The organism is Mycobacterium sp. (assembly GCF_049647605.1).
Lineage (GTDB): Bacteria > Actinomycetota > Actinomycetes > Mycobacteriales > Mycobacteriaceae > Mycobacterium.
The window spans coordinates 19180-44579 of the sequence record NZ_JBARXZ010000046.1 but is presented as its reverse complement, the minus strand read 5'-3'; the positions used below and the strand labels follow the sequence as shown (position 1 = coordinate 44579).

Annotated in this window: 20 protein-coding genes; 10 read left to right on the top strand and 10 right to left on the bottom strand. The window is 65.4% G+C overall.

All coding sequences use genetic code 11. From position 1 onward, the window contains the following. Positions 1-20 precede the first annotated feature (20 nt). From WBB07_RS06325 to WBB07_RS06300, 6 genes are all read right to left on the bottom strand, one after another. A complete protein-coding gene (locus WBB07_RS06325; protein WP_526305827.1) occupies positions 21-1697 on the bottom strand; it encodes a serine hydrolase domain-containing protein in 1677 nt (558 codons plus the stop codon). Continuing rightward, the gene (gene lysA / locus WBB07_RS06320) at positions 1694-2974 is read right to left on the bottom strand and encodes a diaminopimelate decarboxylase (RefSeq protein WP_526305825.1); all 1281 of its coding nucleotides are present in this window, start codon (positions 2972-2974) and stop codon (positions 1694-1696) included. The genes WBB07_RS06325 and lysA overlap by 4 nt, the downstream gene beginning before the upstream one ends. A 29-nt stretch (positions 2975-3003) precedes the next feature. Beyond that, positions 3004-4500 (bottom strand): xylulokinase, encoded by a 1497-nt coding sequence (locus tag WBB07_RS06315; protein ID WP_526305823.1) that lies wholly within the window; start codon positions 4498-4500, stop codon positions 3004-3006. Between the two features lie 34 nt (positions 4501-4534). Next, positions 4535-5884 carry an aspartate aminotransferase family protein gene (locus tag WBB07_RS06310; protein ID WP_526305821.1) on the bottom strand — a complete coding sequence of 450 codons (1350 nt, stop codon included), beginning with the start codon at positions 5882-5884 and terminating at the stop codon, positions 4535-4537. Positions 5885-5958: 74 nt separating this feature from the next. After that, positions 5959-7416 (bottom strand): leucyl aminopeptidase family protein, encoded by a 1458-nt coding sequence (locus WBB07_RS06305; RefSeq protein WP_526305819.1) that lies wholly within the window; start codon positions 7414-7416, stop codon positions 5959-5961. Then, a complete protein-coding gene (locus WBB07_RS06300) occupies positions 7416-8939 on the bottom strand; it encodes an ABC transporter substrate-binding protein (protein ID WP_526305817.1) in 1524 nt (507 codons plus the stop codon). The genes WBB07_RS06305 and WBB07_RS06300 overlap by 1 nt, the downstream gene beginning before the upstream one ends. A 302-nt stretch (positions 8940-9241) precedes the next feature. Here WBB07_RS06300 and WBB07_RS06295 point away from each other — a divergent pair, with 302 nt between their 5' ends. Genes WBB07_RS06295 through WBB07_RS06285 form a run of 3 tightly spaced genes read left to right on the top strand, consistent with a single transcriptional unit; the run spans position 9242 to position 12872 of the window. Beyond that, on the top strand, positions 9242-10198 hold the full coding sequence (locus WBB07_RS06295) for an ABC transporter permease (protein ID WP_526305815.1): 957 nt from the start codon (positions 9242-9244) through the stop codon (positions 10196-10198). Next, positions 10195-11163, top strand: coding sequence for an ABC transporter permease (locus WBB07_RS06290; RefSeq protein ID WP_526305813.1), 969 nt, complete (start codon positions 10195-10197; stop codon positions 11161-11163). The genes WBB07_RS06295 and WBB07_RS06290 overlap by 4 nt, the downstream gene beginning before the upstream one ends. Further along, on the top strand, positions 11160-12872 hold the full coding sequence (locus WBB07_RS06285) for a dipeptide ABC transporter ATP-binding protein (protein WP_526305811.1): 1713 nt from the start codon (positions 11160-11162) through the stop codon (positions 12870-12872). The genes WBB07_RS06290 and WBB07_RS06285 overlap by 4 nt, the downstream gene beginning before the upstream one ends. Positions 12873-12885: 13 nt before the next feature. Here the strand turns inward: WBB07_RS06285 and WBB07_RS06280 are convergent, their stop codons facing one another. Continuing rightward, positions 12886-13761, bottom strand: coding sequence for a GntR family transcriptional regulator (locus tag WBB07_RS06280; RefSeq protein ID WP_526305809.1), 876 nt, complete (start codon positions 13759-13761; stop codon positions 12886-12888). A gap of 160 nt (positions 13762-13921) precedes the next feature. Here WBB07_RS06280 and nagB point away from each other — a divergent pair, with 160 nt between their 5' ends. Both nagB and WBB07_RS06270 read left to right on the top strand, forming a co-directional pair. Further along, positions 13922-14719: a glucosamine-6-phosphate deaminase gene (nagB, locus tag WBB07_RS06275; RefSeq protein WP_526305934.1), complete on the top strand. Its 798-nt coding sequence runs from the start codon at positions 13922-13924 to the stop codon at positions 14717-14719. 150 nt (positions 14720-14869) lie between these two features. Then, a complete protein-coding gene (locus WBB07_RS06270; RefSeq protein WP_526305932.1) occupies positions 14870-15982 on the top strand; it encodes an AI-2E family transporter in 1113 nt (370 codons plus the stop codon). A gap of 13 nt (positions 15983-15995) precedes the next feature. On the opposite strand, the gene WBB07_RS06265 is transcribed toward WBB07_RS06270, so the two are convergent. Beyond that, positions 15996-17804, bottom strand: coding sequence for an ABC transporter ATP-binding protein (locus WBB07_RS06265; protein ID WP_526305807.1), 1809 nt, complete (start codon positions 17802-17804; stop codon positions 15996-15998). Positions 17805-17846: 42 nt separating this feature from the next. Between WBB07_RS06265 and WBB07_RS06260 the strand changes: the two genes are divergently transcribed. From WBB07_RS06260 to WBB07_RS06245, 4 genes are all read left to right on the top strand, one after another. Continuing rightward, a complete protein-coding gene (locus WBB07_RS06260; RefSeq protein WP_526305805.1) occupies positions 17847-18452 on the top strand; it encodes a TetR family transcriptional regulator in 606 nt (201 codons plus the stop codon). Between the two features lie 74 nt (positions 18453-18526). Then, positions 18527-19705: an ABC transporter substrate-binding protein gene (locus WBB07_RS06255; RefSeq protein WP_526305803.1), complete on the top strand. Its 1179-nt coding sequence runs from the start codon at positions 18527-18529 to the stop codon at positions 19703-19705. Continuing rightward, entirely contained in the window at positions 19702-21027 is a 1326-nt protein-coding gene (locus WBB07_RS06250; RefSeq protein WP_526305801.1) for a metal-dependent hydrolase family protein, read from the top strand. The genes WBB07_RS06255 and WBB07_RS06250 overlap by 4 nt, the downstream gene beginning before the upstream one ends. A gap of 53 nt (positions 21028-21080) precedes the next feature. After that, positions 21081-22436: a helix-turn-helix domain-containing protein gene (locus tag WBB07_RS06245; protein ID WP_526305799.1), complete on the top strand. Its 1356-nt coding sequence runs from the start codon at positions 21081-21083 to the stop codon at positions 22434-22436. 185 nt (positions 22437-22621) lie between these two features. Here the strand turns inward: WBB07_RS06245 and WBB07_RS06240 are convergent, their stop codons facing one another. Then, positions 22622-22843, bottom strand: a complete 222-nt coding sequence (locus tag WBB07_RS06240; protein ID WP_526305797.1) for a hypothetical protein — start codon at positions 22841-22843, stop codon at positions 22622-22624. A 197-nt stretch (positions 22844-23040) separates the two neighbouring features. Here WBB07_RS06240 and WBB07_RS06235 point away from each other — a divergent pair, with 197 nt between their 5' ends. Then, positions 23041-24285 (top strand): type III PLP-dependent enzyme domain-containing protein, encoded by a 1245-nt coding sequence (locus tag WBB07_RS06235; RefSeq protein ID WP_526305795.1) that lies wholly within the window; start codon positions 23041-23043, stop codon positions 24283-24285. On the opposite strand, the gene WBB07_RS06230 is transcribed toward WBB07_RS06235, so the two are convergent. Then, positions 24276-25328, bottom strand: coding sequence for an Acg family FMN-binding oxidoreductase (locus WBB07_RS06230; RefSeq protein ID WP_526305793.1), 1053 nt, complete (start codon positions 25326-25328; stop codon positions 24276-24278). The genes WBB07_RS06235 and WBB07_RS06230 overlap by 10 nt on opposite strands. Positions 25329-25400: the final 72 nt, after the last annotated feature.

Below are 25400 nucleotides of genomic sequence, written 5' to 3'. Positions count from 1 at the left end.
GGAGAGGGCGCGCCCCGCGATCACTGCGTGAACGCGCGCGAGTATCTGCAGCCGTCCCGCTCGGCCCAGGCGGCAACACCGCGGATCACCGGACCGAAGGTGATCCGTTCCGGTAGCCGATCATCGGTGCCGATGCGGAATGTCGATGGCCCGACCTGCACCAGGTCGATATCCTCGCCGGGCGCTTCGACACCGCTGGCCGCGATGAGCACCAGCCCACCGGCCCGAAGCACCACCCGGAAGTTGGTGAACCACGGTGAATACGAGCGGTAGTGACCACACAATGCCGTCAGCCCTTCGGCCTGGTCGGCGGGCTCGACAGCGATGGAGCCGTCTCGGGTGAGCACTTCCGGCCCCCAGATCCAGCGCCCATCCTCGAACGTGAGGGCGTAGCGCCTCAGCAGCGGTAACGTCGTCACCGCGCGACTCCCCCACGTACGCACCAGCGGCGCCTGGTCGCCGCCGCCGGACACCATCAGCCGAACAAGATCTCCGCGACGGGCAGCTATCGAGACGTGCACCGACGTGGACGGCTCCGTCGACCCGAATTCAGCCTCGGTAGAGGAGAATTCGCCGATACACCCCGACTCGTCCACCAGATGTGCATCCCACCAACCCGGGTCGGTTCGATCTGTGTCGACCCGACCCGGAGTGCTCAGCTCTGCCGCGACGCCACGCGCCATCGCCTCGGCGACGGGAGTGTCACCGTTGGCGTTCGTCACCACGCACACCGCCAGACCATCATCGAGATCGGCCCACAGGAACGATGCGTAACCGACCATCCCGCCACCGTGTGTCAGGACAACACGACCGTTGATCTCTTCGACGTTGACGCCGAGCCCGTACCGGCTGATATCGCTGGTAGGAACACCGTGCAGCGCGAGCACGTCTTCACCCTCGGGGGCGAGCGTGGACAACATGGTTTCGAAGGCCGCCATGCTCACAATCCTGTTGTGGCCCAAGGTGCCCCGCCCCAACAGCATGCGGGCGAACCGGCCGAGGTCGGACGCCGTGGCCGCGATGTTGCCGTCGGCACCGGCAACCTCCAACCAGGGGGCGTTCACCAAGGGGTCTCCCGGGACCCACGGCCGGTCGTCGTGCAGCGGCTGGTGACCACGTGCCAGCGCCGCATAATCGTCGTGCGTCACCCGAGACACCGTGTCGGCCATGCCGAGTGGGAGCAGGATGTGCTGCTGCACCAGGGTGGTCAGCGGCTGCCCCGCCACGTTTGCGGCCACCAACCCGAGCAGGATGAAACCCAGGTTCGAATAGTGGAAGAAACTGCCCGGCGGGGCCGACGACGGTTGTCCCGCATAGACACTGGCCTGCCCGATCTCGTCGGGCAGCGCGTCCACGCTCGCGACGAGTCCCGCAGTGTGGTTGAGCAGCCGTCCGATCGTGATCCCTTCGGCGTGCATCGGCTCGGGAAGCCAGTCGAGGACCCTCGCGACCGGCCAGTCCAGTCCGACCAGCCCCTGCTCGGCGAGCTGCAGGATCGTGATTGCCGTGAAGATCTTGCTGATGGAACCGATCTCGAAGAGATGATGCGGCTCGACAGGATCGCCCGCCCGCAGGTCCGCTCGGCCGAACACGTGGGAGAACACCTCGCCGTGCCGGTCGACGGCAACAACGGCGCCACCGGGTACCGCCCACTGCTCGGCGATCGCAGTAACGACCGCGCGCGCTGAATCGCTCATTCGCCGCCAATCAGCTGCTCACGTCGAAGCAAGTCGTCGAATGTCTCGCGGCGGACCGCAACCCGGGACACACCGTCGCGGCAGAACACCACCGGCGGGCGCAGGGCGGTGTTGTAGTTGTTCGACATCGTGTAGCAGTAGGCGCCCGTCACCGGGACCGTGACCAGATCCCCGACTCGGGGGGCGACCACCTCCACCTGCTCGGCGATCCGGTCACCAGATTCGCAGTGCCTGCCAACGATGTCAACGGTCTCGACAGGTCCACTGCGGTCGATGATTGCGGGCTGGAACGCCTGCCCGTACAGCGAGACCTCCAGGTTGTCGCCCATCCCGCCGTCGATGGCCACGTGGGTGCGCACCCCACGCTTGACGGTGACAACGCGGTAAGCGGTGATTCCATTGCGCGCCACCATCGAACGCCCAGGTTCCACCAACAACTCGACGTCGTTGCCGAGCTTGCGGTGCACCGCCGAGACCAACCGGTCGGCGTAGTCGTCGATCGAGGGTGCAGTGTCGGCGCTGACATACCGCACCCCCAGGCCGCCACCGAAGTCGTATACCCCGAAGCGCTCGAATTCCGCGAGCGCGGTCACCGCGGCCTCGAACTGCCCCAGGTCGAGCAATTGAGATCCCACGTGGGCGTGCAGGCCCCGCAGATCCAGCAGGGGCTCGCTGCGGATCTCCCGGATGACGTCTTCGACCTGATCCGGCGGGATCCCGAACTTGGACGCATCGTGTCCGGTCATCATCGCCGCGTGTGTCTTGGCCTCCAGTGACGGACTCACCCGCAGGAGGACGGGCACCGGCGCCGTCGCAATCCGAGCGATCCGTTCGACGTCGTCGAGGTTGTCGATGACGATGTAACGGACCCGCGCATCCACCGCCGTCCGCACGTCCTCGTCGGTCTTGGCGTTGCCGTGGAAGACCGTTCGGCTGGGATCCGCACCGCCGGCGACGGCCAGGCGTAGTTCCCCCGCCGCCGCGGCGTCGGTACCGCACCCCTCCTGCGCCAACACTCCGATGATGGACGCCGACGGGAAGCTCTTCGATGCGAACAACACGAGCGACCGGGGGTGACGGCTGGCGAATGCTTCGACATAGGTGCGCGCCGTGCGTCGCAGCGCCCCCTCGTCGATGAGATATGCAGGGGTACCGTGCTGTTCGGCCAGCTTGGCTACTCGGCATCCACCGATGAGCAGACTCTGGTCGGAATCCAGCGTCGTCCCTTCGGGATACAGCGACAGATCGAGATCGGACGGGGTCCGCGATGTTGTCAAGGCGGTGTGCTCCGGTGGACTCGTAGGGATCATCGGGCTTGTCTCGCTTGCTGTGCTCGGCAGGCCTCGTCGTGACGGACGAAGCGTTGTGCCCACTCCTCAGCACGGAGGGAGTCGGGTGCGATGACGTCGGGTTGTCGGTCGGCTGCGGTCTCGGTGTCGGACCACCCCAGCGAGGTACGCCCGGCGAGCAGTGCGGCGCCGACCGCCGAGTGGTCACGCTCGTGCCGATCGAAGTGCACGGCACGGCCGGTGGCATCCGCGAGGTCGCGCCTGAAGATCTCGGCGGCCGCGCCCGAGCCACTCATCAGGATTGGTCCGGGCGAACCACTCATCAGGATCGGTCCGGGCGAATCAGCTGCCGGTGATGCTTCCTCGAGTGCCTCGATGCACCGACGGGACTCGAGCACGATCCCCGCGATCAACCCGCGCGCGAGGTCGGCAGGCGTGGTGCCCAGCGTCAATCCTTCGATCGCACCGACAAGCCGAGAGTCCCAGAGGGCGCCCTGCTCACCAGGTGAGAAGTACGGCAGGATCAGCGGGGCCGATGCCAGGGGTGCGGTAGCCGCGAGATCGGCCAGTGCGGACGATCCTCCCGGGATTCCGAGTAGCCGGGCCATCCAATCCACCGCCGAACCCGTCGCGAGCAGGTCCATCTCCAGCCCGAAGCCGTCGTCGGCCATGGGGGTGACCAGGAAGCGCCCGGCGTCGTCGGTGTGCACGGTCGGTGACCAGCCGAGGATGACGTTGCTGGTTCCCGCGATATAGGCGACTGCACCCGGGCTGCGCACCCCGAGCCCGTACGCTCCGAGAACGGAGTCAGCCGCCCCGACCAGCACCGGGATGCCGGGTGGGCAGCCCCATTCGGATGCGAGTTCGGCACGCAGCGGCCGGTATTCGTGCGAGGCCACGATGTCCGGGACATGTGTCACCGACGCTGCCGCCAGCATGCCGGCATCCCAGGTGCGGTCGTACAGGTCGTAGGCGCCGTACCCGGAGGCGGTGCTCGGGTCTGTCAGCAGTTCCCCGGTCAGCACCCAGAACAGGTAATCCTTGGCGCCGGCGACGGTCGACTCCGCGGGCAGTCCGAGACCCACCCGTCGCGCGTGCATCGCCAGCAGGTAGCGGCCGTCGAACTGCTGCCCGGTGCGTCGGTAGAGGGTGGCCGGGCCGATGGCCGCCGCGATGCGGTCGCCATCGGCCTCGGCTCGGCCGTCCTTCCAGGTGATCGCCGGGCCGATGGGGCGACCCTCACGATCAAGGCTGACCAGCGTCGGCAGCATCGCCGAGAGTGCGATGCTGCGCCAGCCGGCCGGCTCGGTCTGCGCCGCAAGCTCTGCCAGTGCCCGGTGACAGGCCCCGATCCAATCTCGGGGGTCCTGTTCGGCGGCACCGGGTTCAGGTTGTGCAGTCGGATACTCCACCCGCGCCCGGGCCACACACCGGCCGTCGGCCCGCACCGCGACCGCTTTGAGGCTGCTGGTCCCGAGGTCGATTCCGATCGCCAGGAACCCATTGTCACTCACCGGCTTTGGCCTCCCTCAACACTTTGACGGACGGCTAGAACTCACGTGCCACCACACTGAGCGCAGCCTCGGCCGCGTTCAGCGTCTCGTCGATGTCGGCATCGGTGTGCACCAGTGAGACGAAGAGGTTCTCGAACTGCAGCGGGTGGAACAGTACGCCTCGTACCACCATCTCCTGGTACCAACGGGTGAACACATCCTCGCGAGCATTGGCCGCCGCCTCGCGCCAGTTCCTGATCGGGCGATCGGTGAACCACAACTGGAACACCGTGCCGATGCCCTCGACGTAGGCGTCGATACCCTTGTCTTCGGCCAGGGATTTGAGCCCGCGGCCGAGTCGGTCGCCCAGCGCGCGTTGCCGTTCATACAGCCCCGGCGTGGCCAGGACGTCCATGGTCGCCGAGACCGAAGCGCACTGAACGACGTTGGCGTTGTAGGTGCCGGAGTGCGAGTAGGTCCCGTCGGCGACCAGCTTCATCGCCTCCGTCGTACCGGCGACCGCCGCCACGGGAAAGCCTCCGCCGATGCCCTTGGCGTAGGTGGTGAGGTCCGGACGGATTCCGAACCATTCCTGGGCGCCGCCGCGAGCAAACCGGAAGCCGGTGATGACCTCGTCGAAGATCAGCATCGCGCCGTACTTGGTGGTCTGCTCGCGCAACAGCTCCAGATACCCGGGCTCGGGCAGGATGCAGCCGGTGTTGAAGACGGCGGGCTCGGTCAGCACCGCGGCCACTTCTTCACCGCGCTCCTCCATGAGTTTGACGAAGCTCTCGGGATCGTTCCAAGTGAGAACCACCAATGTGCTCTCGAGTTCGGCGGGCACCCCGGGCCCCATGGCCACCGGACGCGGCCGGTCAGCCGGGCCGGCGAGCTTCGGATCCACGTGGTTGGACCAGTACACCGTGTCCTGCCAGCCGTGATAGTGGCCTTCGAAGCGCACGATGAGCCGGCGGCCGGTGGTTGCGCGGGCCAGGCGGACAGCGGTTCCCACCGCCTCGGAACCCGAGTTGGTGAACCGGACCTGCTCCACACCGGGGACGGCGGCAACAACTTTCTCGGCCGCCTCGATCTCGAGTTCATATGGCAGGCCGAAGCAGGTGCCGTACTCGGAGATCGCGTCGGTGACGGCCTTGGTCACCTCGGGGTGGCGGTGGCCCAGGATCATCGGGCCCAGGCCGAGCAGGTAGTCGATGTACTCGTTGCCATCGACATCCCGCAGCCGCGATCCCTGGCCCTCGGCCATGAAGAGCGGGTAGGGCTTCCAGCCGTTGCGCGGCAGGCGGGCGGTGCTCCCGGCGCCGCCGGGAATGGTTCGGCGTGCCCGGTCGTAGAGGGCCTTGGTGGCCGTGGTCCGCTCGGCGTAAGCGGTGTCGAACGTCGTCATGGACATGCTCTTCCTCTAGATGAACTGACCAACGCAGTTGCACTTATTATACTAAGTATGTTGTCAACGCTGAATTATGGCGCCTCTGGCGCCAGCAACTCGATGAGAGCCCGCACCGGCGTGCCGGTGGGGCCGGCAGGCCACGGGTAGGCGGCATCCTCGAGAAAAGCCGCCGACCCGTTGTCGATGTGCACCCAGGGCACGTCACCGACAAAAGTGCGCAGGTAAGTGGCCGCCAACTGGCCCGAATCCGGAACGCCGACAGGCGCATTGGCGACATCGGCCACCCGTGACGCGAGCCGCGACAGATAGGAGTGGTGCAAGGGCAACGCCCAACCCCGGTCGAAGGCGCGCTCACCGGCAGCGGTGAGTTCCGAGGTCAGCGCATCCGAGGTCCCCCAGCAGCCCCAGAATGCGTGCCCGACACCTCCGGAGTCCGTCAGTGTGCCCACATCGATGATGCGGCAGGGATGTTGGGCGGCGAGCCACCCGAGCGCGTCGGCAAGCACCAACCGGCCCTCGGAGTCGGTGTCGAGGACTTCCGTGGTGCGCCCACCGGGATGCCTCACCACGTCACCCGGCCGGAGCGCCCGGCCGCCAGGCATGTTCTCCGCCACGGGCAGGATCGCGGTGACGGGACCTGTGGTACCGAGCGCTGCCGCGCCGATCACCGCGGCGGCCACAGAGGCAGCCGCGGCCATATCCGACTTCATCCAGCTGAGCTCGCCGAGATCCCGCTTGAGGTTCACCCCACCGGAGTCGAACGTTATCCCCTTGCCCGCCAACGCCGTCCACGGCCCATCACCGGATACCTGCAACACCACCACCAGGGGAGCCTCGGCGCTTCCGGCTCCGACTCCGAGCGTGCCGCCGAAATCCCGCTGAGCCAAGAGCGAGGCGTCCCATGTTTCGACCACCACCGAACCGCCGGCCAACTCACGGGCAAAGTCGGCGATCTCACTGGCAAACTCTCTGGGCCGCAATGCATTCGGTGGCGTTTCTGTCAGCTGGCGCACCCACGCCGTCGCCCGCGCCACCGTGGCCGCCCGGGCCAGCGTCACGTCGGTGCCCGCGGCACCGTCCACGACGAGCGTCACACTTGTGGGATCCGCCGCGGTGTCCGGACGCCGATACCGCCACGAACCGATCGCGTGCCCCTGCGCCACGGCGCCGAGGGCAGCACGGTCCTCGAGCGCCAGCGTCGAGACGACGGCGCCCCGCGCACCCGAACTCACCGCCGCCTCGAAGAGCGGCGCCGAACCCACAATGCTTGCGCCCAGGCCCACCAACGTCACCCGCAGCGCGCCCGAGGAGCCCGGTATCAGCACGGTTGCGCGCGCGCCGGGTTCACCGTCGAAGCCGGGGTCGGCGGCGGCAAACGCGGCACAGTCGATGCCGAGTGCGGCGCCGATCAGATCGGCGCCGCGCCCGCTGCGGGCCCCGAACATCCCCACGACCACTTCGGTGGGAGCGTTACCGGACAGCACATCGCCGAGGTCATCCGGGGAGCAGCAGAACATGGCCACGTCCATCACTTGACAGGGTGAACCTCGAGCAGGGTCTGAGTCGACAGGTTGTTCACCGAGCCGACCAGCGGAGACATCTGGAACCCGGTCCAGTTCGGCGAATGCGCTTCGATCACGTTCTGGTACAGCAACACGATGTACGGGCGGTCGTCGAAGGCGATCCGCTGCATCCGATTGATGATGTCCTGACGTTCAGCGCGATCGCGGGCAATTCCCTGAGCCGCATACAGCTCGTCGTAAGCGGGGTTGCAGTAGCCGCTGTCGTTGTTGTTACCCCACTGTGCGCACGTCAGCACGCTGAGCTGAAAGTCCGGATCCACCGGCGGAATCCAGGTCCACATGGCGAGGTCGAATTCGTCGTAGGTGTTGTCGGGGCCCAGGATTGCCGCGGTCGCGGCATCGGTGTCCATCTTGCGCATCTCCAGCCGCACCCCCGCCTCGCGAAGCCCGTTCTGGATGATCTGGAACATCCGGTCACCGGCGCCGTTGATGTCGGTCGGGAAGATCACCTCGTAGGACATCGGAACGTCACCGGCGATCCGGATGCCGTCCGGTCCCTTTGCATAACCCAGGCCGTCGAAGATGGCGTTGGCCTGGGCCACGTCGTAGGGCAGCCCGGTGATCGAGTTGTCGTGCCAGCCAGTGGCCGGGGCGACGATCGTCGATCCGGACGTGGCCATGTCCAGCCAGGCGGTCCCGACCATTTCTTCCCGGTTCATCGCATACTCGAAGGCCTTGCGCACCTCAGGGTTGAGCAGCTCGGGGTGGTTCTTCTTCGGGTTGGTGTTGATGATGAAGTTGTAGAACCCCGACCCGGGCGCGGTGCCCACCTCGAAGCCCGCCTCCTTGATCGACGGAACCGCCGTGGCCGGGGTGCTCGCGCCGATCATGTCGACCTGGTCGGTGCGCAACGCGGTCACCATCGCATCGGAGTTGGCGAAGAACTGCAGTCCGAAACCGGAGATCTGCGGCTTTGTCTCGCCCCACCACTTCGGGTTCTGCGAGAACATCGCGAGCTGGTCTTTCTTGTACTCGGTGAGAGCAAACGGACCCCCCGAGACCAACGGAGCCTCGTTCTGGAAGGTCGTGATGGACTTGCCGTCACCATTCGCGTACTGCGACCACACATGCTCGGGCAAGATCGGCAATTGCTGCATCTGGGCGAGCACGTTCGAGACGGGCGCCGAATACGTCAAGGTCAAGGTGTCCCCCTCGGCGCTGGCTGAGGTCAGGCTGCGAATGAAGCCGGCGAGCTTCCCGGTCGGCCCATCCTCGAACTGACGGATCATGTTGAGCGTGAACGCCGCGTCCTGTGCCGTGAGAGGCTCACCGTCGGACCACTCGGCACCCTGCACGGTGTCGAAGGTCCACACCAGACCGTCCGGCGATGCCTCCCACTTGGTCGCGAACGAGGGTTGCAGAGACATGTCGTTGGTGTCGTACTCCGTCAGATGCGGATAGACGTACTGGTAGACGACATTGCTGTAGTCCGATGTCGACACGAATGGATTGAGCGAGTCGATAGCCACGCTCACGCCTATCCGCAAGACGCTGCTCGAAGACTTGGAACCGCATCCTGCGATCAGTCCAACGGCCACGATGCCGCTCACGATCAATGCCAGGGTTCGAAGAACGAACTTCATCTAGAGCCTTCCCTCGCTCTTTGGGGTGGTGGCGCGGTGACTGCCGAACTCGAGCCGGATGCTGCCGCGGGCGCCAGGTTTCGGCCCGGACAAACTGAGTCGACGTGCGTCGCGCCGTAACATCCCGGCTACTTTGTGTGCTTAGTATGATGACCGTCACCTAGGGCGTCAAGAGAGAAAGGGGCCTCGTGCGCGGGTACCTTTGGCAACGCTCACTCTTCGCGGCGGTCACGATCTTCATCGCACTCACCGTCAACTTCGTGCTGTTTCGCGTCCTACCGGGCGACGCGGTCAGCCAGATATCGCGCATCCCGAATGCGTCGCCCGCCATGAAGGAAGCCCTGCAGGCAGAGTTCGGACTCGACAAGCCGATCTTCGAGCAGTACCTGCGCTATCTGCAGCAGCTCGTGCAGGGGAATCTCGGGGTGTCCTATACCAACCGACAACCCGTACTGGACAACCTGATCGAGGCATTCGGCAACACGTTGCCGATGGTTGCGACGGGTACGGTGATCGCCATCATCCTGGGCGTCGCCGTCGGCATGTTCGCCGCGCTGCGGCGCGGCTCGGCCGGCGATCATCTCTCGACCGGCCTGGCGGTGGCGTTCTATGCCTTCCCCACACAGTTCCTCGGGATGATGCTGCTGATCCTGTTTGCCGGCGTCCTACCGTCGGTCGGCATGACCGACCCCTTCGCGGTCGGGCTCTCGCCCGGCGAGCAGTTCGCGGATCTGTTGCGGCACATGATCTTACCGGTGTCCACACTCGTGTTGACCCTCTACGCCGAGAATGCCCTCATCGTCCGCTCGGCAATGCTGGAAACCCTCGGCGAGGACTACATCCTGACCGCACGGGCCAAGGGGCTGACGCGTGGGCGGATCGTATGGGCATACGCGCTGCGCAACGCCGCCCTGCCGACCATCACCCAGACCGCCCTGTCGTTGGGCACCATCGTCGGCGGATCGATCTTGGTCGAGGTGATCTTCTCCTGGCCGGGCATCGGTCGCGCCTTGTACGACGCGGTGCTGCAGCGCGACTACCCGATGTTGCAGGGCGGATTCCTCGCGATCACCATCACTGTCGTAGTGATCAACTACCTTGCCGACCTGCTGTACTTCCGGCTAGACCCGAGGATCTCACAGTGAACCCGCAGGATCACCCCGCAGTTGACGGGGCCGTAGTGCAGACCCCGAAAGAAGATCGCCGGCGCGGCGTGTGGGGAGCGCTGCGGACCGCGGTCGCCACCCCGCCGGCCATCGTCGGACTCGTCATCATCGGCCTGTTTCTCACGCTCTCGGCGTTGTCGCAGTATCTCAAGCCCTACAGCACCTCCCATCCCAGCTGCGCGGTGTTCGAGCCGCCGTCGGCTGCCCACTGGCTCGGATGCGATGACGGCGGCATCGACATGCTCAGTCTGGTGCTGCAGGGTGGGCAGATTTCGATGTTTGTCGGGTTCACCTCAGCCGTCATCGCCATCGTCATCGGTGCGATCGTCGGGGTGTTGTCCGGATACTTCGGCGGTTGGGTGGACACCGTGCTGATGCGAATCACCGACTACTTCATGGTGATACCGCAGATCGTGCTGATGATCGTGGTTGCGGCCGTGTGGGGCCCGAAGTTGAGCCATGTCATCATCGTCATCGGCTTCCTGATGTGGACCAGCACCGCACGAGTGGTCCGGGCCCAGGTGAAGACCCTGCGCGAGCGTGTCTACGTCCGGCGGGCGATGTCGATCGGCGCCGGTCACACCCGAATCATCTTCCGGCACATCCTTCCTCAACTGGGGCCGTTGCTGATCGCCAACACCGTACTGGCGATCACGCTCGCGATCTTCAACGAGACGGCGCTGGCGTTCCTCGGGCTGTCCGACCCGACGGCGGTGACCTGGGGAACCATCATGGAGCACGCCTTCGTTCGAGGCGCCATCAGCACGGGAGCATGGTGGGCGATCGTGCCCGCCGGGATCTGCGTCGCCGTGCTCATCGTGGGCTGCCACCTGGTGGGCAATTCGATCGAAGACGGACTCAATCCGCGGCTGCGGTCGTCCCATCTGTCAGCGAAGTCATGGAAGATGCGCCCGTTGGTCGGCCGCGGGAAGGACGCGCTGTGAACGGCGAGAATGCTTTGGAGATCGTCGATCTCAATGTCTGGTTCCAGCCCCGTCACCAGCGCGACGGGGAGGCCGTTCACACCGTCAAAGATCTCTCACTCGTCGTCGCACCGGGCGAGCGGGTGGGTTTGGTCGGCGAATCGGGTTGCGGAAAGACCACCACCATCCTGGCGGCGATGGGCTTGCTGCCCGCCACCGCCACCGTCGCCGGCGAGGTTCGCGTCGCTGGCAGCAACATCATCGCCTCCGGTGAGCGCGGTATCAACGCTCACCGCTGGACGGACATCGCGATGGTCTTCCAGGGCGCCATGAGCGCTTTCAACCCAGTCAAGACAGTAGGTTGGCAGATCCGTGAAGCCCTCGAGGTCCATGGGATCGCGCGCGGCAAACAAGCGGTGGCCCGTACCCGGGAGCTTCTCGATCTCGTCGGTCTGCCCGCCGACAGCGACGAGCGCTACCCCCACCAGCTCTCCGGTGGGATGAAGCAGCGGGCTGTGATCGCGATGGCACTCGCATGCGAGCCCAAGGTACTGCTTGCCGACGAACCGACAACGGCGCTTGACGTGGTGGTGCAGGATCAGGTGTTGCGCTTGCTGGTTAGGCTCTCCGGCGAACTGGGTCTGGCCCTGGTGCTCGTCACCCACGATCTCGGAGTGGTAGCCCAGGCCTGCACGCGGGCGGCGGTCATGCGTGGCGGCGAGATAGTCGAGCAGGGCACTGTGGAGGACCTGTACCGTCGCCCGGCCCACCCCTACACCCGCCAACTGTTCGAGTCGACCCCGGACCTCAACGACGTCCGGCCTGCGGACGAGCGCCCAGCACCCCCGTCGCCGCTGCTCGACGTGGCCGATCTGCGGGTGACCTACGGCGAGCTGCTGCGAAAGCCCCGCAGGCGGTGGCTCTCCCGCAGTGCAACCGCCGCCGATGCGAAATCTGCGACAGCCCCTGAGGCCGGGACAGCCGCCTCCACCGTCGGCGACGCTGTCTCCGACGTGAGCCTGCAGGTGGCCGAGGGCGAGCTGGTCGCCTTGGTCGGTCAGTCGGGCTGCGGGAAAACCACTACACTGCAGGCAATTCTCGGCATGCAGCCGGTGAGATCCGGATCCATTCAGATCGACGGTGTCGAGATCACCGGACTGACCCCGCGCGCCTGGCGACCACTGCGGCGCAACGTACAGATGATCTACCAGGATCCGTACGAGGCGCTCGACGGACGGCTGCGAGTCGAAGACACCGTGATGGAACCTCTGGACGTGCACAACATCGGAGACGGTCGCCGGGAGCGCCGTTTGCTGGTCGCCGAGGCGCTCCGCGACGTCGGGCTGGACCCCGAGGTCCTCGCAGGCCGTTATCCACACGAGCTGTCGGGCGGGCAGCGCCAACGAGTTGCGATCGCGGCCAGCCTCGTTCTGCGCCCCCGATTACTCCTTGCCGACGAGCCCGTGTCGATGCTCGACGTGTCGGTGCGTACCGGGGTCCTGGAACTCCTCGACCGGTTACGCCGCGAACACCGCATGGGAATCCTGATGATCACCCACGACCTGTCCACGGCAACTGCCTACGCCGACCGCGTGATCGTGATGCGTTCGGGGAGGGTCGTCGAGTCCGGCGAGCCGTGGCAGATCGTCAACGAACCCGCCGACCCTTACACCCGAAAGCTTCTGGCAAGTGTGCCGAGTCCCGATCCACAGCACCATCGCGTTTCCTGATCTGCGACGCGACTCACCCCGGATCGCTGGGTCCTGGGGAGGAATCGCTGGGTCCCGGGGAGGATCCGAGGGGCCGAACCGACCACGGGCCGTTGTGAACTGGTTCCATCAGGCGGGGCCCCGAGGTGCCCGAGACGTAGAACAGGAACTCCCGGGCCGGATACGTCTGCTGAAAACTGTCGAATGCCACCCCCGAGGCGTTGACGCTCACGCCACGGATGCGCACCACGTTGTCCTTCGAGGTCAGCTTCAGATGTTCGCGCTCAAGGGAATTCGGCTGGTCAACCTCGAAGACCTGCTCCACGAAATCGTCGGTGAACCCGTACCGCTCGGCGAGGAAACCGTACAGCGATTCGCCGGCTGCCAGTCGACCTTCGTCGAGCGAGGGAACCAGGCTGAGCGGCAGTACGGCGTTCTCGAGGACCTTCGGAGCGTTGCCCAGGCGGCGGAGGCGACAGATCTCCCACACTGGCTGACCGGTGTCGATGCGCAAGGTTGCCGCGTGTTTGCTACTCGGCAGACCGACCACCATGCTGACCAGCTCGGTGGCGAGTTCAACCTCGTCGCCCTGCCCTTTGAGGGTCTCCAGCAGCGCACCGGGCCGCGACGGTTCGCTGACGAGCCGTTGCGGGGCCACGAAGGTACCGACACCTTGGTGGCGCACGATTTTCCCGCTATGGGTGAGCTCATCGAGGGCCCGGCGCACCGAGATCACGCTGACACCGGCCATCTCGGCGAGTTCGGCGGTACTGGGCAGTTGGTCGCCCTCGCGCAGACCCCGGTCCTCGATCAGCGACACGACGAGGTCGTACACGTGCTGGTACCGGAGCGCTCGCCGCGCTCCAGCTTCTTTCGGTCGTGCCCGCTTGGCGTTCCCGGCGTCGGTCACAGGTCCTCCACATCGACCCGGCGGCCCATGATCTCAAGCGCCGGTTCACCATCCGAGTCACGAGCCACACGCACACGAGCCGCAGTCTGCGCGACCGAAGCGGCAGCAAATCCGCAACGAATCATGTTCATACATTGTCATACAAGGAATGAGGATTGAAATGGACGTCATCATCAGCTCTGATGTCAGCGCTGTCGCCACGGCGGCCGCAGATATGGTGACCGACCTGGTTCAACGGAAACCGAACGCCGTCCTCGGACTCGCGACGGGCTCGAGTCCGCTGGGTCTGTATGCCGAACTCGCCAAGCGCGTTGCCGCCGGGCTGGACATGAGCGCCGTATCCGGTTTTGCACTCGACGAGTACGTGGGCCTGGCGCCCAGCGATCCGCACAGTTACGCACATGTCATCCGGACCCAGGTCACCGAACCGCTGCGACTCGACCCCAGCAATGTCCACGTACCCGCGGGCATCGGTGACGACCTCGACACAGCGTGCCGCGTATTCGAGAACACCATCCGTGATGCGGGCGGGATCGACATCCAGATCCTCGGGATCGGGCGTAACGGCCACCTGGGTTTCAACGAGCCGACGTCATCACTGGTGTCCCGCACCCGGGTCGCAGCGCTGTCACGACGGACCCGACAGGACAACGCACGCTTCTTCGATTCGCCTGACGACGTGCCGATGGACTGCGTCACGCAGGGGCTGGGCACCATCATGGAGGCCCGTATGACGCTGCTGATCGCCACCGGAGCGGCAAAGGCTGATGCGATCGTGCGGGCCGCCGAGGGACCCGTGTCCGCCCGCTGCCCGGCCTCGATTCTGCAGCTCCACGAGAACGCCGTTCTGGTCATCGACGAAGAGGCGGCAACAGAGTTGAGCCTGGTCGACGACTACCGCGACGCCCAGCGCCGCAGCCCGCGGAGCCGCCCCTGCACAACAGGGCTGTCGGCGTAGACAAATCAAAATGTGATCGAGAAGAGAGTGTCCGAACACTTGGAAGTGGCTTTTGCTGGGTAGAGAGGAGAGGTGAAGAACGACACTTTGGCAGTGCGCAGCCGCGGTTCGATCTACGGTGCCCATCTCCGCTCGACCGCGACGGTCGCCATGGAGTTCATCATCGTGGCCGGCGCGCTCTGGATCCTCGCGTGGGTGGTCGGCAAGACATGGGTGATTGTCCTGCCGGTCATGCTTGCCCTGATCTTGTGCACCGTGCTGTGGCCACCCGTGCGCTGGATGCGGGGAAAGGGCTTTCCCCCGGCACTGGCGGTCGTGTCGACGCTTCTCATCGCGGTGGCAGCGATCGGTGCGGTGATCGCCGCGGTGGCGCCGGCGATCGTCGACCAATCCGCCGAGCTGGCCGAGCAAGCCACCGCAGGTGTGGTGCAGGTGCGGGATTGGATGGGTGGGCCACCACTGAACATCAGTGAGGCTCAGCTCAATTCGGCGGTCGAGGCGATCAACGACCGACTGAACTCGAGTAGCGCGCAAATCGCCTCAGGGGTGTTCTCCGGGGTGGGCGCGGCGACCTCAGCGCTGGTCACGGTGTTCGCAACCATCGTCGTCACCTTCTTCCTGCTGAAAGACGGCCCGGCTTTCCTGCCCTGGTTGCGCCGCGTGGTCGGCTCCCCCGGTGCCGCGCACGTGGCCGAAGTTCTCCAGCGGGTCTGGTCGACTCTCGGCGGATTCATCCGCACCCAGGCCGTTGTCAGCCTCGTCGACGCCGTGCTCATCGGGATCGGCTTGCTGATCGTCGGCGTGCCGTTGGCATATGCGCTGGCGATCATCACCTTCATCGGCGGTTTCATTCCGATCGTCGGCGCGTTTGTCGCCGGCGGCCTTGCCGTGCTGGTCGCGTTGGTGTCCAACGGCCCGGTCGACGCGCTCATCGTCCTGGGAATCATCCTGGTTGTCCAGCAGCTCGAGGGCAACGTGCTGCAGCCGTGGTTGCAGTCGAAGTCGATGAAACTCCACGCGGTGATCGTGCTGCTGGCAGTGACACTGGGAGCCTCGACGTTCGGCATCGTCGGGGCGTTCCTTGCGGTGCCCGTGGCCGCCGCGGTTGCCGTGATCCTGCGGTACTACGACGAGCAGGTCGGTGAGCGGGCCGGCGAGGACCAAACCGAGGACACCGACGATGACGAGCCCGCAGCCGAGGACAACCAGCCGGAAGACCAGCCGGAAGGAGACGGGCGGCCGCTGCGCGAGCCCGCCCAGTAGCTACCCGGTCACGTCAGGGCAGGCATCCAGCACCCGACGGCGTGGGGTCGCCGACCCGCTCGGGCGGATCGAGGCGCAGCGAGTCGACCAGTCGTCGATACAACTGACAGCGAGCCAGCAGTTCGTGGTGGCGACCCTGATCCACGATTCGACCGTCATCCATCACGATGATGCTGTCGGCATCGACCACCGTGGAGAGCCGATGCGCGATGGTCAGCACCGCTGCCGTGGCTGACTGCTCCTGAATGACCTGGTGCACAGCCAACTCCGAGAGACCGTCGATCTGAGCGGTGGCCTCATCCAGCAGCAGCACCTCCGGCTGCGCCAGCACGGCCCGGGCAAGTGCAATGCGTTGTCGTTGACCGCCGGAAATGGTGGTGCCGGCCACATCGGTGTCGAGTCCGAGCTCGAGTCCGTCGACGAACTCACTCAGCCGGACCCGCCGCAAGACCTCGGCGATATCACGCTCGGTCGCAACGGGATTGGCGAACACCAGATTGTCGCGCAGGGTTCCCGGCAACAGCGGGGTGTCCTGTTCGACGTATTCGATGCGGGAGCGGATCCCACTGATGCCGACGTCCGGGTAGGGGGTGCCGGCCAGCAACAGGCGACCGCTCTCGGGCTCGATGAATCCGAGGATCAGCGAAAACACCGTCGTCTTGCCCGCACCGGAAGGACCGACGATCGCGGTGTGGCCGCGCCGCGGCACCTCGAGGCTGACGTCTCGAAGCACTGCAGCTGCCCCGTCGTGGTAGCGCGCACTCACCCGGTCGAAGGCAATGGCAGGTGCCGCGAGCTCGTCACGCAGCTCCGCCGTTGCGGTGGACTGCGGTTCGACCTCGAGTGCCTGAACGTCGCGAATCCGGCCTGCAGCCGCCATTCCCGCTTGCAGCGTGGTCAGGTCGTTGCTCAGCTCCATGGTCGGACCCAGCAGACCCACCGCGTACAGCAGGAAAGCCACCAGCGTCGAGACCGTCATCTGTCCCGTCGACACCAGATAGGCGCCACCGCACACGATGACAAGTGTGGCCGCCTGGATCCCGGAGAAGGCCACGCTCCACACCAGCGCTTCGCGCCGAACCGCCCGCAGGCCGTACGTCCTCGACTCGGCGGCATGGGCCAACAAACTCTCCGCTTGGCGCTGTTCGGCGGCCGCGACCTTGACCGTCCTGATCGCGCGCAGTGTGCTCTCCAGCGCTCCACCCAGGTTGCCCAACGAATCCTGAGCCCGTTCCTGCGCTTGCGCAATTCCCGGCATCAGGACCGCGAACACCACCGCGATCAGGCATATCGCGCCGATGGTGACAACCCCGAGCAGCGGATTGAGAACAACCATCAACACCAGCGTCCCGACCAGGGTGATGCTGCCGTTCACCAGCCCGACGACACTCGACGACGCCGCCTCCCGGAGCAGCACCGAGTCGCTGGTCACGCGGGTCACCAGTTCACCGGTCGGTCGTGCCTGTAACGGGATCAACCGCGCGACGAGGAACCGTCGGATCATTCCCTGGCGCGCGTCGTAGACGACGTTCTCGGCGAGGGTGCCCAACACCACCCACTGCCACCAGCTGAACACCGTGCCGGCGACGATCAGTCCGGCGAGCAAGAGGACCGGTCCGGTCAGCCCGCCGGCACGCGCGCCGATGGAGTCCAGGACCCATCGGGTGACCAGCGGAGTGGCCAGTTCCGCTGCGGCCACTCCCAGACCCAGACACAACGCCAAGATCAGCTTGGGGGCTTGCGGACGCGCAAGGGCCCACAGGATTGCCACCCTGGACCCGAGTCCGCCCGCCGGGGGCGCAGCGTTCACCGTCGTCGACATCATGGCCATAATTAGGACACTGCTGTCCTATTTTCGTCAAATATGTTCGATTTTGACGCCATGGTGGACGATGTACTCATGACGTCGTCGACGAGGCCCTCCCGCCTTCGGGACCGAACACGCCAAACACTGCTCGGCGCCGCCATCGAGGTGCTCGGTAAGCACCCGGGTGCCTCGATGGCCGATATCGCCGCCGCTGCGGGCGTCGCCCGCAGCACGCTGCACCGCTACTTTCCCGACCGGAGCTCCCTCATGGACGGCATCGAGAGCCACGTCGAAGCCGAATACGAAGAGGCTCTCCAACACGCTCGCCCACACGAGGGCACCGGCCTGGCCGCCTACTCGAGGATCGTCGACGAACTCCTGGAACGACTCGACAGTTTGGCGTGGTGGATGCGCACCGAATACGAGGAGGTAGCAGACTTCGACTGCGAAGCGGACCGGGGAATCGTGGCCGTCGTGGCGCGCGGTCAGGACGACTCCAGCATCGACACCCAGTTCTCGGCGCAGTGGGTGGTCGCCATGACCTGGGCACTACTGGCAGAGGCGCATCAGCAGACGGGAAACGAGCAGCTGTCCCGGCGCGAGATCCGTGACATGTGCCGCAACGCGCTGCTGAAAGTCGCCGCCGGTCCGTCGCCGCAGTGATCCAGCGCCATCGGCATGGATGCCCAGCCTGTTCGGCATGTCCCGCTGGGCTCTCCGGTTCCTACAGTGCCTCCATGCGTAGTGCCGGTCCCCCTCCGAACATGCCCTCGCGCCGCCGATTTCTCGGCGGCGGAACGCTGGCCGCGGCCGCGCTCATCGTCGGCCCCTCCGTCCTGACGGCGTGCGGGTCGGGTCCCGGCTCTCAGCCGGCCTCGACGGGAGCAACGGCGCCCCCCGACGACGGCTCGCCGGCCACCGGCACGCTACGGGTGTCGAATTGGCCGTTGTACATCGCCGAGGGATTTGTCGCGGACTTCCAGCGGGCCACCGGTCTGACAGTGGCCTACACCGAGGACTACAACGACGATGAGTCGTGGTTCGCCAAGGTCAAGGAACCGCTGTCGCGCCACCAAGACATCGGCTGCGATCTGGTGATTCCCTCCGAGACCATCGCGAGTCGACTCATGGCGCTGGGGTGGGTCAACGAGATCCGAGAATCGCGCTGGCCCAACAAGGTCAACCTGCAGCCCGCACTGCTCGACAGCGCTGTCGACCCGGGCCGCAAGCGGACTGCTCCGTATATGAACGGCATGGTCGGGCTGGCGTACAACCGGGCTGCGGTCGGTCGCGACATCACCACCATCGACGACCTGTGGGATCCCCGGTTCAAGGGCAAGGTGACGCTGCTCTCGGATGCACACGACGCGCTGGGCATGATCATGCTGTCGCAGGGCAACACCCCCGAGGACCCCACCGTCGCCTCCGTGCAGAAGGCCGCCGATTTGGTGGCCGAAGAGATGGGCAAGGGACAGATTCGCCGCTTCACCGGCAACGACTACGGTGACGACCTGGCCACCGGCAACACCGTCATCGCACAGGCCTATTCCGGCGATGTGATCCAGCTGCAAGCCGACAATCCCGATCTACAGTTTGTCGTGCCGGATTCCGGTGGGACACTGACGCTTCAGTCGATGGTCATCCCCTACACCACCGAGAACCAGGCAGCCGCCGAAGAGTGGATCAACTTCGTCTACGACCGCCCGAACTACGCCAAACTCGTCGCCTTCACCCACTACCTGCCGGTGCTCTCCGACATGACCGACGAGCTGGCCAAAATCGACCCGTCGTTGGCCTCCAACCCGTTGATCAACCCGCCTCAGGAACTTCTGGACCGCCTCAAGCAGTGGAAGCCCGTCGACGATGTCCAGCAGAAGCAGTTCAACGACATCTACGCCGCGGTCACATCCGGGTGAGCCTGCCCACGAATTCGGTTGCGCTGCTGTCGGTACACGTTGTCGACGGCCATGGCGGACCACCTCTGGCGGACCGCGCGGTGATCGTGCGCGACGGCCGTATCGAGGCTGTCGTGCCGATGCCCCAGTACCGGCGAGACCCCGGGATACCCGAGGTGGACCTCGACGGCCACTACGTCATGCCGGGCCTGATCGACGCGCACGTTCATCTGTCCGGTGGGCGGGCCCAGATCGATGATCAGGAGATGGGGGTCATCGCCGAGCCCAAGCTGATGCGGGCCGTGCGGTCGGTCTACGAAGCGCAACAGCTGCTCAAGCGTGGTGTCACGACGGCGCGGGACGTGTCCTGGAACGGCCTGTACCTGAAGCGGTTGTTCTTCGAACAGGGGATTCCGGGACCGAAGGTCATCGCGTGTGGCCCCGGGCTGACCCGCACCGGCGGGCACGCCGACCTACACCAGTTCACGACCGACTACGTTCAGTCCAACGGTGTGTGGGGCATCCTCGCCGACGGCCGTGACGAGGTGGTCAAATCGGTGCGTTACCTGCTCCGAGAGGGTGCCGACGCCATCAAGATCTTCGCCAGTGGCGGCGACAACTGGCCGCATGACCGCAACCACGATGTGCACTACTCCTTCGAGGAACTCGCCGCGTGTGTCGAGGAGGCACACCGCCAGCGCGGCACGCTCGTGATGTGTCACGCGGAAAACCGCGAGGCCATCGAGATGGCCATCGATGCCGGATGCGACACCATCGAACACGGCGAGGACATCGACGAAGCGCTGGCCGCCAAGATGGCCGCCAAGGGCACGATCCTGGTGCCGACGCTGCAGTTGATCGTCAACTGGTATCGCGACTTCGTGCCCGTCGGAGCGGCGGCGGCGCCGAAACCGCGGCCGGACGCATTCCTGTACCGGGATCACTACGACCTCCATGACGAGGCATTCGGCGATCGCTACAGTTCCCAAGCCGTACAGAGCTTCCAGACAGCCAAGGCCGCGGGGGTGAAGATTGCGCTCGGCTCCGACACCGTCTACGAGCCGCTCACCAAGTATGGCGAGTACAGCGCGCTGGAATTGCGCGCGCTGGTGGAATACGGGATGACCACGTCGGAGGCCATCACCGCCGCAACGAAGATCGGTTCCCAAGCCGTCGGGATGTCACACGTGCTGGGCACCATCGAAGCGGGCAAACTCGCCGACCTGCTGGTGCTGCGACAGGATCCGACAAACGATCCAATGGTGATCTACGACGTCGCCAACATCCATCAGACTTACTGCGACGGGCGGCTCACCGTCCAAGACGGTCAATTCGTCTGGTAGACGCCCTGGTAGCCGCAGAGCGACAGTAGGGGCAGAGTTTAGGCTCTCGGACTATGTTGGCCTCCACCGTCGAGTTCGCCCCCGGAACGGGAACGCGCGCGGAAGTGGTGTCGATCGGGCGGACAAGTCTGCACGCCCATCCGGGTGTCCTCGAGATCGTGTATGTGTTGCGCGGCGGGCTGCACGCGCAGGTCAGCTTCGAACAGTTCGACCTCGTCAGCGGCGACTTCATCGTGATCAACGAGGGCGATCCGCACCAACTCGTCGGCGGCGAGGCCAACGTCACTGCGTTGGTGCACCTGGATCTGGCGACATTCGAGCATATCGACCCGTTTGTCGGTGACGTCATCTTTGCCTGCGAGTCCTTCGACCTGGTCCGCTATCGCGGACAGGAGTCACGGCTTCGCCGCATTCTCCTGGACCTGGTTGCTGATCTGCTGAACGAGCCTGGTGTACAGCAGGATTCAATGACAGGCACCTCTCAGGATCTGGTGAGGACGCTGTGTTCCTCCTACTCGCTGGAGAACTATTACCATCGCGACCGGGAACCGACGGCGGCACAGCGTGCCCTGTTCCACACCGTGGTGCGTCATCTGAGTGCGCACGCTGTCGAACGCGACGTACTCGGACAGCTGGCGGCGCAGCTGCACTACTCGAAATCGCGGCTGTCGCATCTGGTCAAGGAGGTCTCGGGCATCAGCTTCCGCGATCTGCTGACATTCGTGCGGGTCAACCACGGTGAGCGGCTACTCCTCGACAGTGACGCCACCATGGTGGAAGTCTCTGCGGCGTGCGGCTTCTCCGACGTGAAGTACTTCACCCGGGCGTTCGCGGACTGGTTCCATCATCAGCCCGCTGAGTATCGGCGCAAACTCCGTCCGGAAATGTCGATCCCCGGCGACATCGATAGGATGACCGCGGTGGCGGCGACGCAGCTGATCGACGAGCACCGTCGAGAGCTGACGCGGACCGCGGGTGCGCCGCGGTTGAGCATCACCCCGCTGCTGCTCAAGAATGTCGGCTCGCGACTGGATCTGTACGAGTCGGTGCGCACCGCGACGCAACAAACGACGGCGCCTCCCCGACAGACCATCAAACAGCGCCATGTGAGGCATCTGGTCCCGATCGAGTTGGATCTGACCGCCATCAACAAGCGTTCGCTGCTCTACGCTCTGCAGTCGATCGACCAGAGCGACGCCACCGCGTGCCTGGTCCTGCAGTTCAGCACCCAAGCCGCGATGTGCGCAGAGTTGGCGCAGCTGCGGCGACATCTGGGCACCTGGGACACCACTGCGCCGGCCATTTGGCTGATCTACGGCGAGGTGGGTGATCGCCGGGCCGTGGACGCGGTCGTGGACTACGCTGCCGGCACGCTGGGTTTCTCCGTCCAGCCCATCCTGCGAACGTAAGCCTTTTGTTCACTCCGGCCGGATCGGCCGCCGACGATTTGTCAGGTCGATCTCCTGGCGGTCAAGTCGCCGATCGGCGCCAGGTAGCCACCCGCCGAGAGCGCTCACCCGCGAAAGAAGTTGCGCAACTGGTGATGTCATCTATACCTCGGCAAACGAGAAGGATCGGCACCTCCGCTGCCCACCTAGTTGCGCACGCTTGTGTCTACCTGCGGGACTTTCACTGTTGGCACCAACTGGTTGAGCCAGGGGTTGTTGTTGGTGCCGCTACCGTAGTAGTTGCCGGAGTCATTGTCGCGTCCGCTGTACCCGAACCCATGTTCGTCGGCCTGGGCCGGACCGGCAAACCCGATCACGGCTGCGGACAGGACGCCGGCGACCGCCCCCACCATTGCGATCTTCTTCATCGATCTCGCCTCTTCTCACTGTCGGCTCCGTCGCTGGGAGTCACTCCCGGCTACTTCATCTCAAACAGGGAGAACCGTGGATTGATTCCGCTGGATCCAGGTGCTGTGACACTGGCCGGCAAGGGGGCGGGACCTGCGGCGTCGCCGGGCATGGTCAGATTGACCGATGTGATCGAGCGCAACCCAGGAGACAACACGTGACCCCAGCACCCGATGACACGATCCTAGGACCGCAGTACAAATCCATTCCGCCCGAGGCGTGGGGGAAGAGCATCTCGGAGTTCGTGGCCGCACGGCCACGGCTGTCATCGATCTCGACGCCGGTGTTGACAATCGACCAACGCCGTTTGACAAACAACATCGCCGCCATGGCGCAGTGGACCCGGGCCCACTCGATGCTCCTGGCGCCGCACGGCAAGACGACCATGGCTCCGCAACTGTGGCAGCGGCAACTCGACTGCGGCGCGTGGGGCATCACGTTGGCCACCGTGTGGCAAGCGCAGCTGGCGCGCCGGTTCGGCATCAACCGAATCGTGCTGGCCAATGAGTTGATCTCGAAATCCGGTCTACATTGGGTGGCCGGCGAACTGGACACCCACCCTGAATTCGAATTCTATTGCTGGGCAGATTCTCTGGCCACCGTCGAGCTGATGGAGGCGGCGCTTTCGACGCTCGGTATCGACACCGCCGGCATCAGGGTGGTTGTCGAACTCGGCGCCACCAGTGGCCGCACCGGAGCCCGGAGCAAAAGTGCGGCGCTCGCCGTCGCGACGAAGGTGGCGGAGTCACCGCTGCTGACCCTGGCCGGCGTCGGCGGTTACGAGGGCGTACTGGGACACGACCGATCTGCCGAGGCCGTGGACCGGGTCAACACTTATCTACGGCATCTGACGGAGTTGTATCACGATGTCACAAGGGTTTTCGACACGAACCAGATCCTGTCCGTCGGCGGGAGCGCCTATCCCGATCTGGTGGCCACCCAGACTCGAAACGCCATTGCGGCTGGGGCTCAGGTGGTGCTGAGATCCGGTGCCTACCTGACCCACGACGACGGGTTCTACGAGGGCATCTCCCCGTTCTCCGTCCACGCCGCCGCGTCGGACTCGGTGCAGCTGACCTCGGCGATCCACGGTTGGGCGCGCGTGGTCTCGGTCCCAGAAGCTGACCTGGCGCTGCTCGACGCCGGCAAGCGGGACCTCCCGTACGACGAAGGCCTGCCCTCGGTTCAGACCGGGCCACGCGGACCTGTGAACGGCACCGTCACAGCCATGAACGACCAGCACACCTATGTGCGGAGTCACGACCTGAACATCGGCGACGTGGTGCGGCTCGGGCTTTCACACCCGTGCACCGCATTCGACAAGTGGCGGCTCATTCCGGTGATCAACGATGTCGACGCCCCGGATCCCGTGGTCGTCGATTTCATCCACACCTACTTCTGACGGTTTCCGGCCGTGCAGCAGGCTTCGATCGGCCGTCGCGGCTGCGGATCGACCGGCGGCCCGTATCCGAGGCGAAGCAGCAGCTGTGGGGCGCTGCCGCCGGCGACCTCCCCGGCCAGCCGCGACCGCAGGTGGTCAACCTCGATCGGCTGGTTCAGGAAAGACGCCGAAACACCGGCGGCGCAACAACGCAGCAGGGTGCGCTGCAATGCCTGCCCCGCGAGGAGCCACGCCAGAGGGCTGTCGGTGTCAGTGCCGATCACTGCGAGCAATGGGGATCCGTCCACAAGCGCACGATCTTTGGCTGCCTGACTCTTTCCGAGATCAAGATTACGGATCACCAGCGGTACAACATGCGAGATCAGGTCGCCGAACCCGAAACCATGGGCACGCATGCCGTCGATGTGGTGACTTGCGTTCGGGCGCAGCCACGCAGCCAGCTCCCGACGGAAGCCTTTGTCCGCCATCTGGATCGTGGTCCCATCGGCGATCAGTGCGGCTACCTGCTGACGCTGCTCGATGTCGACCGGGTACAGCCGGGCGCCGACATCCTGCGCGTCCGTGACGAGCTGTTGCACCAGAGCCTCAGGCAGGGGACGGTCGGCAAACGGCCTGCGGTTGGTACGCCGCCGTGTGATGGCGCCGAAGAATGTGTTGTCATCGACGCTCGGCGGGACGCCCGGCTCCAGCCGAAGGTTGGCGAGCAGGTCTGGATCGGCAGTGTCGGGGAACAGGTCAACACCGACATCCAGGCCGAAATGGCGGGCCGCCACCCGTAACGTCTCGAGCGCGGCGCCGCAACTGATCACCAGCTCGCGGTCGTCTGGATCGACGACCGAAAGACAACGTGATCGGTCAGCACGCACTTGCAGCCGATTGTTGTCCACCCGGAACTGCCACGGTTGAGTGTTGTGGCCCGACGGAGCCAGAACCGCGTACCTCAGCAGAAAGACAACACGTTCAGACATCGGGCCGGTGCTGGGATAGTCGGCCTCGTCGAGTTGCCACGGCCGCAGCGCCGGGTCATGGTCAACCAACGTCATCGGCGCGCCTTTCCACAGTCGAGAGCTTACGTATCTACCCGGGGTGCCCAAAGGCCAAAACGCGACGGCAGG

What these genes read in the sequence shown, in the direction of transcription:
- WBB07_RS06255 (WP_526305803.1), top strand. Translation starts at nt 18,527, where the DNA reads ATGCGTAGTGCCGGTCCCCCTCCGAACATGCCCTCGCGCCGCCGATTT.
- WBB07_RS06325 (WP_526305827.1), bottom strand. Translation starts at nt 1,697, where the DNA reads ATGAGCGATTCAGCGCGCGCGGTCGTTACTGCGATCGCCGAGCAGTGG.
- WBB07_RS06245 (WP_526305799.1), top strand. Translation starts at nt 21,081, where the DNA reads ATGTTGGCCTCCACCGTCGAGTTCGCCCCCGGAACGGGAACGCGCGCG.
- WBB07_RS06260 (WP_526305805.1), top strand. Translation starts at nt 17,847, where the DNA reads ATGTTCGATTTTGACGCCATGGTGGACGATGTACTCATGACGTCGTCG.
- WBB07_RS06270 (WP_526305932.1), top strand. Translation starts at nt 14,870, where the DNA reads ATGGAGTTCATCATCGTGGCCGGCGCGCTCTGGATCCTCGCGTGGGTG.
- WBB07_RS06240 (WP_526305797.1), bottom strand. Translation starts at nt 22,843, where the DNA reads ATGAAGAAGATCGCAATGGTGGGGGCGGTCGCCGGCGTCCTGTCCGCA.
- WBB07_RS06230 (WP_526305793.1), bottom strand. Translation starts at nt 25,328, where the DNA reads ATGACGTTGGTTGACCATGACCCGGCGCTGCGGCCGTGGCAACTCGAC.
- WBB07_RS06310 (WP_526305821.1), bottom strand. Translation starts at nt 5,884, where the DNA reads ATGACGACGTTCGACACCGCTTACGCCGAGCGGACCACGGCCACCAAG.
- nagB (WP_526305934.1), top strand. Translation starts at nt 13,922, where the DNA reads ATGGACGTCATCATCAGCTCTGATGTCAGCGCTGTCGCCACGGCGGCC.
- WBB07_RS06305 (WP_526305819.1), bottom strand. Translation starts at nt 7,416, where the DNA reads ATGGACGTGGCCATGTTCTGCTGCTCCCCGGATGACCTCGGCGATGTG.
- WBB07_RS06265 (WP_526305807.1), bottom strand. Translation starts at nt 17,804, where the DNA reads ATGTCGACGACGGTGAACGCTGCGCCCCCGGCGGGCGGACTCGGGTCC.